The 14,915-nt window shown below is 72.9% G+C and carries 11 protein-coding genes; 7 read left to right on the top strand and 4 right to left on the bottom strand.

Annotated features, from left to right (window positions below):
- Positions 1 to 18: 18 nt before the first annotated feature.
- Both OHU34_RS40125 and OHU34_RS40130 read right to left on the bottom strand, forming a co-directional pair.
- Positions 19 to 5,223, bottom strand: a complete 5,205-nt coding sequence (locus OHU34_RS40125) for a hypothetical protein (RefSeq protein WP_405771189.1) — start codon at positions 5,221 to 5,223, stop codon at positions 19 to 21.
- A gap of 219 nt (positions 5,224 to 5,442) precedes the next feature.
- On the bottom strand, positions 5,443 to 6,624 hold the full coding sequence (locus OHU34_RS40130; RefSeq protein ID WP_230193566.1) for a S1 family peptidase: 1,182 nt from the start codon (positions 6,622 to 6,624) through the stop codon (positions 5,443 to 5,445).
- A gap of 112 nt (positions 6,625 to 6,736) precedes the next feature.
- Between OHU34_RS40130 and OHU34_RS40135 the strand changes: the two genes are divergently transcribed.
- The gene (locus tag OHU34_RS40135; protein ID WP_230193565.1) at positions 6,737 to 7,048 is read left to right on the top strand and encodes a hypothetical protein; all 312 of its coding nucleotides are present in this window, start codon (positions 6,737 to 6,739) and stop codon (positions 7,046 to 7,048) included.
- 19 nt (positions 7,049 to 7,067) lie between these two features.
- Entirely contained in the window at positions 7,068 to 7,379 is a 312-nt protein-coding gene (locus OHU34_RS40140) for a hypothetical protein (protein ID WP_405771192.1), read from the top strand.
- A 123-nt stretch (positions 7,380 to 7,502) separates the two neighbouring features.
- Here the strand turns inward: OHU34_RS40140 and OHU34_RS40145 are convergent, their stop codons facing one another.
- Positions 7,503 to 9,326, bottom strand: a complete 1,824-nt coding sequence (locus tag OHU34_RS40145; RefSeq protein WP_142268558.1) for a glycoside hydrolase family 15 protein — start codon at positions 9,324 to 9,326, stop codon at positions 7,503 to 7,505.
- 253 nt (positions 9,327 to 9,579) lie between these two features.
- On the opposite strand from OHU34_RS40145, the gene OHU34_RS40150 reads away from it, so the two are divergent.
- The 3 genes from OHU34_RS40150 (at position 9,580) to gap (ending at position 12,199) form a co-directional block, all read left to right on the top strand.
- Positions 9,580 to 9,972, top strand: a complete 393-nt coding sequence (locus OHU34_RS40150; protein WP_142268557.1) for a hypothetical protein — start codon at positions 9,580 to 9,582, stop codon at positions 9,970 to 9,972.
- A gap of 118 nt (positions 9,973 to 10,090) precedes the next feature.
- Positions 10,091 to 11,050 (top strand): GlxA family transcriptional regulator, encoded by a 960-nt coding sequence (locus OHU34_RS40155; RefSeq protein WP_054245230.1) that lies wholly within the window; start codon positions 10,091 to 10,093, stop codon positions 11,048 to 11,050.
- 150 nt (positions 11,051 to 11,200) lie between these two features.
- Positions 11,201 to 12,199: a type I glyceraldehyde-3-phosphate dehydrogenase gene (gene gap, locus OHU34_RS40160; RefSeq protein WP_405771196.1), complete on the top strand. Its 999-nt coding sequence runs from the start codon at positions 11,201 to 11,203 to the stop codon at positions 12,197 to 12,199.
- 153 nt (positions 12,200 to 12,352) lie between these two features.
- On the opposite strand, the gene OHU34_RS40165 is transcribed toward gap, so the two are convergent.
- Positions 12,353 to 13,234 (bottom strand): helix-turn-helix transcriptional regulator, encoded by an 882-nt coding sequence (locus OHU34_RS40165; RefSeq protein WP_405771199.1) that lies wholly within the window; start codon positions 13,232 to 13,234, stop codon positions 12,353 to 12,355.
- A gap of 97 nt (positions 13,235 to 13,331) precedes the next feature.
- On the opposite strand from OHU34_RS40165, the gene OHU34_RS40170 reads away from it, so the two are divergent.
- Both OHU34_RS40170 and OHU34_RS40175 read left to right on the top strand, forming a co-directional pair.
- Positions 13,332 to 14,030 (top strand): SDR family NAD(P)-dependent oxidoreductase, encoded by a 699-nt coding sequence (locus OHU34_RS40170; protein ID WP_230194032.1) that lies wholly within the window; start codon positions 13,332 to 13,334, stop codon positions 14,028 to 14,030.
- 89 nt (positions 14,031 to 14,119) lie between these two features.
- The gene (locus OHU34_RS40175) at positions 14,120 to 14,914 is read left to right on the top strand and encodes a class I SAM-dependent methyltransferase (protein WP_405772525.1); all 795 of its coding nucleotides are present in this window, start codon (positions 14,120 to 14,122) and stop codon (positions 14,912 to 14,914) included.
- The last annotated feature ends 1 nt before the right edge of the window (position 14,915 follow it).

A 14,915-nucleotide genomic window follows, 5' to 3' on the forward strand; every position in this document is an offset into this window, starting at 1 on the left:
ACCGCCGCGACCGCCACATCAGGCCAGGTGGCCCCCCGGATCCCGCAGACGGCCGGCGTTCGCCGCGTCGGCCAGCATGCGCCGTACGGCGGGCGCGGGCATCCGGACGACCACCGGGTCCGGCAGCGTGACCTCCTGTACGGCCGTCCCGCGGCGCCCCGAACGCACCCGGTCGCTCACCTCCGCCACCGCCCGCACGTCCAGCGTGAACTGCACCAGCACCGACTCGGCCTTGGGCTTGTGCAGCGGTATCGAACCGGCGGCGTTGGCGGCGGCCGCGGTGGCACCGCCGGAGCCGTCCACGGTGCCGAGGAGCTGGTTCATCCGGAACTCGTCCGCGTTCAGCACCCCCGCGCCCAGCAGGCCGCGCGCCGACCGGCCGTGCTCGTTGGCCTGCTGGCCGTCCGTACCCGCCGGACGCGGCGCGTCCAGCCCGCTCTGCGCGACCGTCTCGAACGTCATCTTGTCGCCCACGCCCAGCACCCGGCCGCCGCGCAGCCGGGCGTGCAGCGAGGCGCGCAGGTCCTGGCCCGACGCGCCGGTCGCGTGCACCGGAGGGAGGTCGACGCCCGCGGCGGTCAGCAGCGGCAGCGCCGCGATCAGCCACTCCGTGGAGACGGCCTCGCGCAGCAGGTGAGAGGCCGCCTCGCCGCCGGTGCGGAACCGCGCGCCGCCCCCCGCCCGCCGGATCGCGTCGTCGACCGCCTGCTGCACCCTGGGCGTTCCCCGGAACCCGTTGACCTGGGCCTCCATCGGCAGCCGGACCCCGGAGTCACGCCAGGGACCGAGCCGGTCTGCACCGGCGTCCGCCGCGTCCACCGCCTGCACACCGACCTGCTGGGGCGCTACCGGGGCCAGTTGCGACAGCGCACGCAGATCCGCGGCGAGCACCCGGTGGGTCAGGCTCAGGCCCTTCAACGGCGCGAGCGCCACCCGGCGGTTGCCGGAGAACACCTCCAGAGTCGCCTCGATCGGCACGTTCATCCGGGCCGACGGGGCGGACGCCGCCTCCGCGACGGTCTTCACGCCCAGCTGGGCCCGCCCGACACCCACGGAGCGGCGCGAGTCGCTCGTGCCGAGACCGAGTCCCGCTGCGGCGCCGACGCTCTTCAACTGGCCCGCGCCCCCGTCGGGCTTCCCCGAACCGGCCAGGACCGCCTCGACGCCCCGGCTGTCGCTCTCGTCGTGCGCACCGGCCCGCTGGGCGGCGGCGGAGGTGATGTACTCCATGTCCCGGCCGTCGGACGCGGTCTCCACGTAGCTGCCGCGCCCGGTCCTGCGGATGCGGAACAGCGCCCGGTAGGGCCGTTTGCGCCCGTCGAGCAGTTCTACGCCCACCCCGCCGTCCATCGCGCTCGACAACAGGCCCGCCGAGCCGTCCCGGTCGAGGACCCGCAGCAGCCGCTGCACATTGTCGTTGCGGTCCGTCAGACGGGTACGCGGCAGGAGTTCGTCCGCGAGCGAGGCGCCGAGGCGGCCCCGGATCCCCTCCAGCAGCGGCACGAAGTCGGGCAGGTCCTCGATCATGCCGAAGCCGAGCGGGAGCGACTCGGCCAGGGCGGGCACGGGGGACGGGGGAACCAGGGGCGCGCTCTTCGGGGCAACGCCGGAGGCCGACGTGCCCGCTGCCGGGGTCTCCGCCTCCTGACCGGCCCGTACCGTCCCGGCGGGCCGCGCGGACCGGGCGGACTTCCCGGTTTCCCCGATTTCTCCGGTTTTCCCAGGTTTCCCGCTTTTCCCTGTTGTCCCGGACCGGCCGGACGTCCCGGCCGACGTCGTGCCCGAACCGGAGGCCGTGTCCTCGCGCCCCTGTTCGCCCGGTACCTTCAGTCCCGCCGCGCGCAGCTGACGCTCGGTCAGCCACACCGCGACCGCCCCCGGCACCGTACGGCCACCGCGTGCCACGTACGGACCCCCGCCCGTCACCGCGACCTCGGCGACCATGCGTACCACCAGATCGCACTGCACCAGATGGAGCGGGCTCTTGCGGGAGGTGTGCGCGTTGCGTTCGACGGTGCCGACCAGCGTGGACGCCGTCGTGTCGCCGCTGCCCAGGCTGCGGCCGGCCGCCACCCCCTCGGCGAGTCGCCACTCGGCGCCGTTCTCCGCGCCCGTCAGGCCGCCCTGCACCGAGACGTGGTGACTCGTGCCCTCCTGCCCGGTGACCTGGTGCCCGCCCAGCACGAAGGTCTCGGTCCCCGCTCCCGTGCCCTGGTGGACGACCCGCCCACCGGTCAGCGCGAACCGGGTGCCTACCGCGCCGGTCAGTCCGGCCAGCCGCCGCGCGTGCCGCAGGTTCTGCACCACCCAGCCCGCCGAGACGGCCTGCCGCAGCGCCGCCGTCACCGCCTGCGGGCTGAACCGGTCCTCGATCGCGAGCCGCGGCGCGAGCCCCTCCGTCTCCAGCGCCCGGTCCTCCCGCGCCTCCTTGTTGCGGGCGGCGGCCCGCGCCAGCAGCTCGAAGGCCAGGTCCCGCACCGGCTGCCCGTCGCCCACGGTCTCCACCAGCGTCCAGTCCCGCACACCCCGCCTGCCGCCCAGCTGGCGCGACGCCAGACCGGCCAGGTCACCGATGCCCGCCGCCGCGAACTCCGTCCGCGTATCACGGTGGCCCGCCCTGCGGGCGGCGGTCGCCTCGTCCAGCTGCCGTTTGGCATCGCCGTCCAGGGTGAACGCGGTCGGGGTGAGCAGCCGCACGTCCTGCGCGTCGAGGGGCAGCGTCCCGACCCGCTCGGCGGCGGGCGCGTCCCGGCCCGGCGCGCCGGGGGTGAGCGCGCGGGCCGCCTTGCGCTGCCGGGACGTCATGGTGACGTCGACGTTGAGACTCAAGGCCCCGCCGAACACGCTCGCGTCCTCGGAACCGTTGGTGAGGACATCGGTGCGCAGGGTCGGCCCGGCCAGGCCGCGTCGGGTCGTCGTACGGCCCTTCTCGGCACGCGCCGACAGGGTCAGGGCCCCGGGGATCAGCCGGAACTGGCCGAGCGCCATCCCACCGACCGTGCGTGAACTCGCCCGTCCGCTCTGGAGGTTGCTCGTGACTCCCGCGTGACTGCGGACGAGCCAGTCCTTGGTCTCACCCAGATGACCGGTCTCCCGCAGCGAACCGGTGACCTTCAGCTGCACGTCGTGCGCGTGGAAGCGGGACTTGCGGCGCAACCGCACCCGGACGCCGGTGGACAGCAACTGGTCCTTGTTGACCCGCAGGTTGGTCTCCGACAATACGGTCACCAGCTCGCGGTAGTTGCGCCGCTGGACCTCGGCCTCCTCCGGGCTGAGATCACGCGGCTGCTCCTCCTCGCCGAAGGCGGGAAGATACCCGGCGAGCCGCGCATCGGTGGCGAACAGCCGCGTCACGGCCCGCATCATCGGCGCGGTGTCCAGCCGGCTGATCGCCACGCTGGAGCCCATCGCGCCGAACGGCAGGTGCCGCACGTCGTGCTCGGCGGCGCCGTCCTCGCCCGCCCGTTCGCCGTTCTCCGCCAGGTCCTGCTCGGTCGCGGTGGCCTTCCCCTTGCCCTTGGCGTCCTTCCCGGCACGCTCCGGACGCTTGACGAACTCGCCCGCCGTCACCCCCTCGGGCAACGGCAGCCCCAGCTCCTGGGCCTCGTCGGCCCGCAACGAGACCCACACCCGCATCGTGTGGTGTGCGGTACGGCCGCCGCCGCGTGCCCTGGTCAGGGGTGAGGTCGGACCGGTGCCCTCGACGGTGAACAGCACGGTGCCCAGATAGAGCACCTTCTCGCCGCGGACCTCCGCGCCCTGCCGGCTGGACACGGTCTGCTCGGCCACGCTGAACCGCGCCTTGCGCGCCCCGGCGACGGGCATGACGGTGCCGCGGACGGCGGCCGCGTTGCCGAGCACACCGAACCCCGCGGCCGGACCGGCGCCGAAGGCACCGCCCCGGCCCTTGCCCGCGGTGTCCGTCACCGCGTGCTGCGCCTGCTGGTGGGTGCGCAACTGCGTCTTGCCGGTGCTCCACCCGGGGGCCAACTCGGTGAACGCGGCCCGCATCCGGTAGGTGCCGGTGGTGCTGCCGTCCCTGCTCGTCAGATCCTCGCCGACGACCCCGTCACGCAGCAGCCGGGGCAGGTCCTCCAGCACGGTCGCGGTGGCGGTGGCCTCGTACAGCCGGGCCCGGCCGGGAGCACCGGGCCAGGTCAGGGACGGATGCAACGCGGAGGCGACGGCGTCGAAGAGCCCCCCGCCGCCCTGGTGCGGCGCAGCCCGGTCCGAGACGGCGACCGGGGCCATGGAATCGGCCAGCGACACGGCCCGGGCGGTCTCGGGCGCCACCGGACGCGGCCGGGGTACCGGCCCGGCGGCCGTCGGGACCAGATGCTCCACCGGCACCCGCATGGTCAGGGCGCCGGACCCGGCGGCGGTGCGGGCCGTGCGTTCGCCGTCCTTCATGATCCGCACGTGGTAGCGGACCCGGCGCGGCACCTCGACCGATCCCTTGTCGCTGCGCAGCACCCGCGGCTCCGCCATGTTGCGCTGGGTGCGGGAGTCCCGGGACGACTGGAAGGGCTGGGCATTGAGGGTGGCCGCCCCGCCGACCCAGACGCCGGGTGCGACCGGGGCCAGTCCGAACCCGGTGAACGCCACGCCCTTCGACGCGGATCCGCTCGTACTCTGTGCCACGGTGGCGGCCGTGTTGTGCTGCACGTCGACCTTGGTGGCCGCGCCCTCGCTGTCCGGACCGGCGGCGGAGAAGACGCCGGGGCGGTCGTCGTCGGCGGGCGAGAGGCTCACCGTGACGTCGTAACGGTCCGTACCCCGCACTCCGGTGACGGCGAAGGCCCGGCCGCGCCCGAAGAAGGACTCGGGCCGCCCGGCGAGCTCCGCGGCGATCTCGGCGACCACCCCGTCGCGCCGCCCGACGGCATCGGCCAGCGTGGTGGTGACGAACTCGTGGCCGGTGAGGCCGTACGCCGTGGACAGTCCCGCCGCCTCCATGTCCAGCAGATACGGGGGGAGTTCGAGGGCGTCGTTCTCGACCTCCTCGATGGCGGGCGGCACCTGCGGGGGCCTGCGCCGGGCGGTGGACGGGCCGGCCGCGTTCAGCGCGGCGACGGTCGCCGCGTTGCCCGCGGTCTGCTGAAGCCCCAGGAGAGGGTTCGGGCCACTGCTCCGACCGGCCGTGTGGGGCGCCCGGGTCACCCGCGGGGACCGTTCGAGGGCACTGCCGTGACGGTCGTCGCCCGCCTGCCGCTGTTGTCGCACGCGCGTCAGCGTAAGGACGCTCCGACGGCTGGTCAGGCAGCACGTCAAGTGTTCAACTGCCGTACGCCGGAAGGTCGTCGTGGCCATACGCGGGACGGGAAGACCGCCCCCGGGCAGGGCGCCCCACCGCGATGTCCGCGCGACCCGGGAGGGGCTCCGCACACCGGACGCACACCGTGCGTACGCGGAAGCGCGGAACCCCCGGGTCCTCCTTCGCGGTCAGTAGGTGTGGAGGGTGAGCCCGTAGCGGTTGAGGATCTCGTTCACCGGCTGGAACCACGTCTCGCCGCCGCCGGAGCAGTTGCCCCAGCCGCCGGAGGTGACGCCCTGTGCCTGGTCGCCGCTGATGAACGAGCCGCCGGAGTCGCCGCCTTCGGCACAGACGCTCGTCTTCGTCATCTGGTGCACCGCGCCCTGGCTGTAGTTGACGGTCTCGTTCTTCGCCAGCACCGCGCCACAGTGCCAGTGCGTGGTCGACCCGGACCGGCAGATGGAGGCACCCACCGGCGCCTCGGCCGAGCCGCGCACCAGCTGGTCGGAGACCGTGCCCCAGCCGAGCACGACCGGCACCGTCCACCAGCCGCTGCCCACGTTGACCCAGGCGTAGTCGTTGTCGGGGAACGAGGAGCCCTGGAAGTTGCCGATGTACGAGCCGTCCCAGCCCCGGACACCCGCACCGGCCTGGCCGCAGTGACCGGCCGTGACGAACCCGCCGTGGACCGAGAAGCCGATCGAGCAGCGGACGTTGCCCGTGTAGTAGGGGTCGCCGCCGACGGTGCCGGCCGCGAAGGTGCGCGGGGCCGCGGCGACCGTCTCGACGGTCACGGGACCGGCGGCACGGGCCTGCGTCAGGAACCGCCGGACATCGTTGTCGGAGGTCTTGCCCCGGACGACCGTGACCACCACGGTGTTCGCCGCCGGGTCGACGTGCCAACCACCCACCGCCGAGGGGGCGGAGAGCCGGTCGATGCGCGACTTCGCGGCGTCCAGCATCCGTGCGCTGTGCTCGACGACCCGGACCCAGGCTCCCTGGGCGCGGATCGCCGCGCGCGTGGCCTGGGAACTCTTCGAGGTGACGGCCACCGTGAGGCGGCCGTCTGCGGCGTCGAACCAGGACCCGGCGTACGCCGCACCCGCAGTGCGGCGCACCCTCGGCTCGAGCGCGGTGGCGTCGCGCTCGGCCTCGAGCCGGGCCACCGCCTGCTCCTTCGTGAGCCCGAACTCCTTCCGCATGCCGTCGAGCAGTGCGGCGGAGGCGGGGGCGGCGTCGGCGGCCGACGGGGAGGAGGAGGCCGTGGCACCGCCCCCGCTCGCCGCCGCGGGCAGCGTGCCCGCGCCACCGAGCCCGGCCAGGGTGAGGAGCGCGGCCAGGCAGACGTGCTTGAACCTTGTGCGTCTCATGGGAGTTGCCCTTCGTCGTTCCAGGAAGTGGGGTGGAACAGCGGATGGGTGAGAGCGCTCTCAGATGTGGCGCGGCAGAGCCTAGCCGGGTCCGGTTGTCAGGTCTAGGCCAATGCGAGCCCTGTTTCCGTCCCGCAAGCGTGACGGCGGTGTCCTGCTCACCGACGACGATTTCAACGCCCTCGCCTCGGTCGTCATCAAGGACAACGTGCAGGGGCCCGTCTACCGGGTGGGGCCGCCGCGGGACAGCCACGGCGTGGTCGCCCCCTACACCGGCGGCGACATCCTCTTCGGCCGCGCACTCGTCCGCCAGCACCTCGCGGCCCGCTACGAGCGGGGTGCCCGCTTCCGGGTGCAGCCCGGATCCACGCCGGTCCCCCCGGACCACGACATCCTGTTTCAGCCACTACGAGCTAGTCGATGACCGTGGCCGGCTGCGCCTCGTGCTGTCCGGCCGGTCCTGGGAGGACTACCTGGAGCTCGCGGTCACCGAGATCCGCGACTACGGCGCGACCTCCGTCCAGGTCTGCCGACGGCTCCGGGCCCTGTTCGAAGGTCTCCTCGCGAGCCTGCCGGCCGCGTGCGGGCCCGCGCTGCACGCCGAACTCCGCCTCCTCGACGAGGCCGTCGAAAGGGAGTTCGCAGACGACCTCCGTCGTGCCGAGGCACGGACGGCCGACTCGCAGGGCATCGGGGGACGGCGCACCCGGGACGCTGCCCCCGGTGGCGCACCGCCCGACGAGCCCGGCCCGTAGGACCTCTCCGGCCCGCTGCCGTCCCTTCCCGGCGGGCGGTCGGGCGGTCGGGCGGTCGGGCGGGCCCGGTCACCGAGGCCCGTGGGGCTCGAAGCCCGCCGGTGCGGACTCGCCGACTCCGGCTCAGTCGAGCCGTCGCTGCCGGTCGAGGGCCTCGTCCAGGGTCGATGCCGCCATGATGAGGGACAGATGGGTGAACGCCTGCGGGAAGTTGCCGAGTTGCTCGCCACTCGGGCCGATCTCCTCGGCGAACAGGCCGACATGGTTGGCGTAGGTGTGCATCTTCTCGAAGGTGTAGCGCGCAGGCTGGACGCGCCCGGCCCGGGCCATGGCGTCGACGTAGAGATACGTGCAGAGGCTGAAGGTGCCCTCCGAGCCGCGCAGGCCGTCCGGGGAAGCGGCCGGGTCGTACCGGTACACGAGGCTGTCCGAGACGAGCTTGCGCTCCATCGCGTCCAGGGTGGAGAGCCAGCCGGGGCTCTTCGCGGCGAGGAAACCCACGCGCGGGATGAGCAGGAGGGAGGCGTCGAGGACGTCTCCGCCGTAGTGCTGCACCAGGGCCTGCTCGGCCTGGCTCCAGCCCTTGTTCATCACCTGGTCGAGGATGGTGTCGCGGGCGTCGCGCCAGCGCGGGATGTCGGCGGGGCGGCTCAGCTCGGTCGCCATGCGGATGCCCCGGTCGAAGGCGACCCAGGACATCACCCGGCTGAACGTGAAGTCGTTACGGCCTCCGCGGGTCTCCCAGACGCCCTCGTCGGGGCGGTCCCAGTTGTCGCACAGCCAGTCCAGCGTCCGGGCCAGTCCCTTCCAGCCGTGGTAGCCCAGCTCCACGCCGATGTCCATGCTCTCGGCCATGGCGTAGAGGGACTCGCCGTAGATGTCGAGCTGCAACTGGTCGGCTGCCGCGTTGCCGGCCCGGACCGGCCTCGATCCCCGGTAGCCCTCCCAGTGGTCGAGGGTCTCCTCGGCCAGGTGCGGGTCCCCGTCGACCCGGTACATGATCTGGAGGCGTTCGCCCGGCAGATCCGCCCGGTCGTGCATCCGGTCGCCCAGCCACTTGGTGAACGCCGACGCCTCCTCGGTGAACCCGAGGTCGAGCAGGGCCCGTACCGAGAGCGATCCGTCCCGCACCCACGAGTACCGGTAGTCCCAGTTGCGCTCACCGCCGACCTGCTCCGGCAGGCCCATGGTGGCGGCGGCGACCGGCGCACCGGTCGGGTGGTAGGTGAGGAGTTTGATCGTGATGGCGGAGCGGTTCACCATCTCGCCCCAACGCCCCCGGTAGTGGGACGTGCGCAGCCACTTCTGCCAGAAATCCACCTCGCGCCACAAAGCGGACGTCACGCCCTCGACCGTGGGCGGCGGCGGTGCCTCACCGTCGACCGCGCACGTGGTGAAGACGGCGACGGCCGACTCGTTGCTGCCGAGTGTGACCGCACCCCGTACGTCCTGCCCGTCCCGCTCGAGCGGAAAGCCGGCCTGCAGATGACCGGCGATCCCGGGGCCCCGGAACACCGCCTCCTGGTTCCGCAGGACGAGCTCGTGCCCGGCCCGGCCGTAGTCGAAGCGCGGCCTGCACTCCAGCAGGAACCGTACGGTGCCGCGCACCACGCGAATCACCCGCATCAGGCAGTGGCGGTCGGTGGGGACACGGCTGGTGTTCGCCGGCATCCAGTCGAGGACCTCGCCGACGCCCTGCGGCGACATGAACCTCGTGACCAGCACGCCGGTGTCCGGGTAGTAGAGCTGCTTGCACGTCATGTCGGCATGCTCGGGAGCCAGCCGGAAGTACCCGCCACGATCGTGGTCGAGCAGTGAGGCGAAGACACTGGGCGAGTCGAACCTCGGCGAGCAGAACCAGTCCACCACGCCCTGGGAGGACACCAGGGCGGCGGTCTGCAGGTCGCCGACCAGACCGTGGTCGGCGATGGGGGGATAGCGGTCCATGAGCGTCCAATCCCAAGGGTGCCGTCGCCGTCCACTATCCGGTAGGCCATGCGGGGGTGCCTGTCGGAGCCACCGTCGGCAAGGCCCGTCGGCCCGTGGCCGGCTGCCGCCGGCACCCACGAGCCGGGCGACCGCAGACACCGTCGGCCGCGCAACCCCAACGGGCCATCACTGATTGCGACCTGCCGTGGTGCTGCGTCTGATGGATCCCATGCAGCGACAAGCCTCTCTCTCAGACGACGCCATACCTCCGATGGAGCGCTCGCACTGGGTGGCCTTCGCCGGGATCCTGCTGCTGGTCAGCGCTCTGTTCAACCTGCTCAACGGATTCGTGGCGATCTTCAATCACGGCTACTACTCGACCGTCTACTCCCAGGGCAACCGCCTGCTCATCTTCAACTACACGGCCTGGGGCTGGATCTGGGTCGTCATCGGGATCGTGATGGCCCTGGCGGGCATCGGCGTGCTCGTGGGCTCCAGGGCGGCCCGGCTGACGGGCCTCTGTCTGGCGGTGTTCTGCCTGGTCGGGCAGATGATCTTCCTGCCGGTCTACCCGTTCTGGTCGCTGGCCACCATGGTCGTGTCCGCGCTGGTCATCTACGGGCTGATCGCCGAGCCGCGGCACATGCCCGGGGCGCACATCTAGCGCCGGGCACCGCAGGACGGCGCCGCATCGGGGATCCGCCCGACCCCCCGCCCGCGACCACCCGGTGCCACGGGCCGCGGTGCCTCCGGTACCCCCGTACCCCCGTACCCTGTTCCGGGTGTCGTCCTCCTCCCGTCTGCAACGTGTCGCCGTCCTTGTGCTCGAGGGGGCCAAGCCGCTCGACGTCGGCATTCCCGCACAGGTGTTCACCACCCGGGCGAGCATGCCGTACGAGGTGCGGGTGTGCGGCGCGGCGCCCGGGCTGGTGACCGGCGGGGACGGGCTGTCGTATCACGTGGCCCACGGCCTGGACGCGCTTGACTGGGCCGACGTCGTCTTTCTTCCCGGCTACCGGTTTCCGGACCTCGACGACCCGCCCCGGGCCGTCCTGCGCGCGCTGCTGGCCGCCCACGCCCGGGGCGCCCGGCTGGCGGCCATCTCGACGGGGGCCTTCGCGCTCGCCGCCACGGGGCTGCTCGACGGCAGACGCGCCACGACCCACTGGCACTACACCCGGGCGCTGGCGGCGAAGCATCCGCTCGTCCAGGTCGACGAGAACGTCCTGTTCGTCGACGAGGGCAGCGTGCTGACGTCGGCCGGAGCCGCCTCCGGGATCGACCTGTGCCTGCACATCCTGCGCCGCGACCTCGGGGTGGCCGCCTCGAACCACGCGGCCCGGCGCCTGGTCGCCGCGCCGTACCGCAGCGGAGGTCAGGCGCAGTACGTGCCGCGCAGCGTGCCCGAGCCGCTGGGCGAGCGGTTCGCCGCGACCCGCGAGTGGGCGCTGCACCGACTGGACGAGCCGCTCACCCTCGAGACGATGGCCCGGCACGCCGCCGTCTCGGAACGCACCTTCTCGCGGCGCTTCGTCGAGGACACCGGTTACACACCCATGCAGTGGGTCATGCGCGCCCGTATCGACATGGCCCGTGAGCTGCTCGAACGCTCCGAACGCGGCGTCGAGCAGATCGCCGGCGACGTCGGACTCGGTACGGGGGCGAACCTCCGGACGCACTTCCAGCAGATCCTCGGCACCACACCGAGCGAATACCGGCGCACCTTCGCGAAGGGCGAGTAGCCGCTCCGCCGGACATGCGGGGCACGGCCGGACAGGCCGGGGGCGTGGGTGGCGGGATCCTTTCGAACCATGGCGCTCACGCCCAGGTCACCGATGGCCGCCACACGCGAGGCTGGTGGCGAACCGAAGGACCGAAGGGACACCACTTTCATGACTCGCATCGCCGTCAACGGATTCGGCCGCATCGGACGCAACGTGCTGCGCGCGCTCCTCCAGCGCGACAGCGACCTCGAGATCGTCGCCGTCAACGACCTCACGGAACCCGTCACGCTCGCGCGCCTGCTCGCCTTCGACTCGACGGCCGGCCGACTCGGTCGCCCGGTCGACGTCGACGGCGACGTCCTTGTCGTCGACGGCCGTCGCATCAAGGTGCTCGCCGAGCGCGAGCCGGCGCGCCTGCCCTGGGCCGAGCTCGGCGTCGACATCGTGCTGGAGGCGACCGGCCGGTTCACCTCCGCCAAGGACGCCCGCGCCCACCTCGACGCGGGCGCGAAGAAGGTCCTGGTCAGCGCACCCTCGGACGGCGCGGACGTCACGCTCGCGTACGGCGTCAACACGGACGCCTACGACCCCGAGCTGCACACGATCGTCTCGAACGCCTCGTGCACGACCAATGCGCTCGCCCCGCTGGCCTCCGTACTCGACGACCTCGCCGGCATCGAGCACGGCTTCATGACGACGGTGCACGCCTACACGCAGGAGCAGAACCTCCAGGACGGTCCGCACCGCGACCCGCGCCGCGCCCGCGCCGCCGGCGTCAACATCGTGCCCACCACGACGGGCGCCGCCAAGGCGATCGGCCATGTGCTGCCGAACCTCGACGGCAAGCTGTCGGGGGACTCGATCCGGGTGCCGATCCCGGTGGGTTCGATCGTCGAGCTCAACACGTCCGTCGCCCGCGACGTGACGCGCGAGGACGTGCTGGCGGCGTACCGCACCGCGGCCGAGGGCCCGCTCGCCGGCGTCCTCGAGTACTCGGAGGACGCGCTCGTGTCGTCCGACATCGTCGGCAACCCGGCCTCCTCGATCTTCGACTCGGCCCTCACCCGCGTCGAAGGCCGCCACGTCAAGGTGGTCGCCTGGTACGACAACGAGTGGGGCTTCTCCCACCGTGTGATCGACACCCTCGAACTCCTCGCCGCGCGCTGACGGCAGGCACTCCCGGCCCCTCCGGCCGTTCGCGGATCGCCCCGCGAACGGCCGGAGGCATGTCACCGGACGGCTTTCCGGCGCGACCGGCGGCTGCCGGACGTGCCGGACGGGCAGGACGTGCCGGATCTGCGCGGGCACGTCCGAGAGCGGTCAGCAGCCGCGCGTGGGTGCGCTGTCGAGGTCGGCAGCCAACGCTCGCCGCAACCTGGTCGCGTGCGCGCTGCCGGGCGGCGCGCTCAAGATCACGATCTTGAGGTCCGACTCGCCGTCGGTCAGGACGTCGCAGTCCACTTCGACGGGACCGACCTGGGGGTGTTCGATCGTCTTGCGGTCCTCGCGGTGTGCCCCCACCGCGCCGCTCGCCCACAGCCGCGCGAACGTCGGATTGCCGACCGTGAGGGTACGGATCAGCTCGGCCAGGCCCGCGTCGTCGGGGAAGCGACCGGTGGCGCGGCGCAGGTCGGACACGATGGCGAGGTCCGAGTCGGCGCCGTTCCGCACGACCACCGGCCAGGAGGCGATGCGCACGGCGTCGGAACCGACCGGGAACCGCTCACGGGCGAAGTTGCGCAGTTCCGGCGGCGTGGTCGACGGATCACCGAGCAGCGCCGCCCACCCGCGGTTCCACCAGATCATCCGCCAGTCCGCGGCGAACACGGAGACCGCGACGTCTCCGAGCCGGTTCAGCACGCGGTGCACGCCCGGCGGGAGGTCATCGGGGATCACGTCGTCGCGCGGGGGGACCAGCCCGGCCATCCGGTAAAGGTGGTCCCGCTCGGGGACGGTCAGGCGCAGGGCGCGTGCGAGAGAGGCGACGACCTGGGCCGAAGGGGCCGTGGCCCGCCCCTGTTCCAGGCGCACCACGTAGTCGACCGACACGCCGGCGCGTTCGGCGAGTTCCTCGCGGCGCAGCCCGACCGCGCGGCGGGACCGGGCCGACGGCAGCCCCACGGTCGACGGGGACAGCCGCTCTCGCCAGGCGCGGATCGTCGCGCCCAGTCCAGCTCCCGCTCTCGTCGCCATGGCGTCCATCCTGCCCCACTCCCGCCCCGACCGTGATCGTGGTACTGCCGTTCCTACGGTCGAAGCGTCCCTGGCCGGGGCCCGCCGCGGTGGGCACGATCGACGCATGACCACCACGTTCATCACCGGAGCCAACAAGGGCCTCGGCCACGAGACCGCCCGCCGCCTCATCGCACTCGGTCACACCGTGATCCTGGGAGCCCGGGACCCGGAGCGGGGTGCCGCGGCCGCGGCCGCGCTGGGCGCGCGATGCGTCCGTATCGACGTCACCGACGAGGCCTCCGTCGCCGCCGCGGCGGCCGATGTCGCCGCCCACGAAGGCGTACTCGACGTCCTGATCAACAACGCCGGCGTGCACGGTCCGCACGGCGATCCCGGCGAACTGACCGGCGCGGACGCGTCGGGCGTGTTCGATGTCAACGTCTTCGGCGTGGTCCGTACGACCACGGCCTTCCTCCCGCTGCTGCGGCGGTCGTCCGACCCGGTCGTCATCAACGTCAGCAGCGGCATGGGGTCGCTCGCCCTCACGCACGACCCTTCGCGGGCCGAGTCCTCCGCCGTCGCCCCGCTCTACGCCGCTTCGAAGGCGGCCCTCACCATGTTGACCACCCAGTACGCCAAGGGGCTGAAGGACATCCGCGTCAACGCCGCCGATCCCGGCTACACCGCCACCGATCTCAACGGCCACAGCGGCCCGCAGTCCGTCACCGAGGGCACCGACGCGATCGTCCGCCTCGCGACCGAGGGGCCCGGCGCCGGCTCGGGACGCTTCATCGACCGCACCGGCCCGATCGGACATTCCTGAGGAAGGGGGCCGTTCCGACCACGGCCCTCCGACCGCGCGGTGCCTGCGTGTCCGTGGCAGTCGCGGACCTGGTGGGGGATCGTGAGGGCATGCGGGAGCGGCGTGACATGTGGGCGGTCGGCGATGCCTACGAGCGGTACATGGGCCGGTGGAGCCGTGCGGTCGCGGAGAGGTTCGTGGTGGGGCTCGGCTGCGGGGGCGGTCTGCGCTGGCTGGACGTGGGGTGCGGGACGGGAGCCCTGACGGCGGTCGTGGCCGCGCGGTGCCGACCCTCGGCCGTGGTCGCGATGGACAGGTCTGCGGGGTTCGTGGACTCGGCCCGTGACACCGTTCCGGCACCGGTGTGCTGCGTGCGCGGTGACGCGCTGTCGCTGCCGGTACGGGACCGGGCGTGCGACGTGGCCGTCAGCGGACTGGCGCTCAACTTCCTTCCCACGCCGGGCGCGGCGGTGGCCGAGGCCGTCCGGGTGGTTCGGCCGGGCGGCCTGGTCGCGGCGTACGTGTGGGACTACGCCGAGGGAATGACGTTCCTGCGGCGTTTCTGGGATGCCGCGATCTCGGTGGACCCCTCCGCCGCCGCACTGGACGAGGGGCGCAGGTTCCCGTTGTGTCGGCCGGGACGTCTGCGAACACTGTGGGCGGAGGCGGGACTCGACGAGGTGAAGGTCGCCCCGGTCGAGGTGCCCACCGTCTTCGCCGACTTCACGGATCTGTGGGAGCCTTTCCTCGGTGGTCAGGGACCCGCAGCCGACTATGCGACCGCCCTCACCCCTGCGGCTCGGGACCGGTTGCGTGATGTGCTGCGCGCGACCGTGCCCACGCGGCCGGACGGATCGATCGCGCTCACCGCTCGCGCCTGGGCGGTCCGGGGCCGACGTCCGTAGG

Source organism: Streptomyces sp. NBC_00080 (assembly GCF_045041255.1).
GTDB lineage: Bacteria > Actinomycetota > Actinomycetes > Streptomycetales > Streptomycetaceae > Streptomyces > Streptomyces coriariae.

Coding starts and splice junctions, on each gene's coding strand:
- OHU34_RS40150 (WP_142268557.1), top strand. CDS start 9,580: ATGGAGCGCTCGCACTGGGTGGCCTTCGCCGGGATCCTGCTGCTGGTC.
- OHU34_RS40175 (WP_405772525.1), top strand. CDS start 14,120: ATGCGGGAGCGGCGTGACATGTGGGCGGTCGGCGATGCCTACGAGCGG.
- OHU34_RS40145 (WP_142268558.1), bottom strand. CDS start 9,326: ATGGACCGCTATCCCCCCATCGCCGACCACGGTCTGGTCGGCGACCTG.
- OHU34_RS40165 (WP_405771199.1), bottom strand. CDS start 13,234: ATGGACGCCATGGCGACGAGAGCGGGAGCTGGACTGGGCGCGACGATC.
- OHU34_RS40130 (WP_230193566.1), bottom strand. CDS start 6,624: ATGAGACGCACAAGGTTCAAGCACGTCTGCCTGGCCGCGCTCCTCACC.
- OHU34_RS40135 (WP_230193565.1), top strand. CDS start 6,737: ATGCGAGCCCTGTTTCCGTCCCGCAAGCGTGACGGCGGTGTCCTGCTC.
- OHU34_RS40170 (WP_230194032.1), top strand. CDS start 13,332: ATGACCACCACGTTCATCACCGGAGCCAACAAGGGCCTCGGCCACGAG.
- gap (WP_405771196.1), top strand. CDS start 11,201: ATGACTCGCATCGCCGTCAACGGATTCGGCCGCATCGGACGCAACGTG.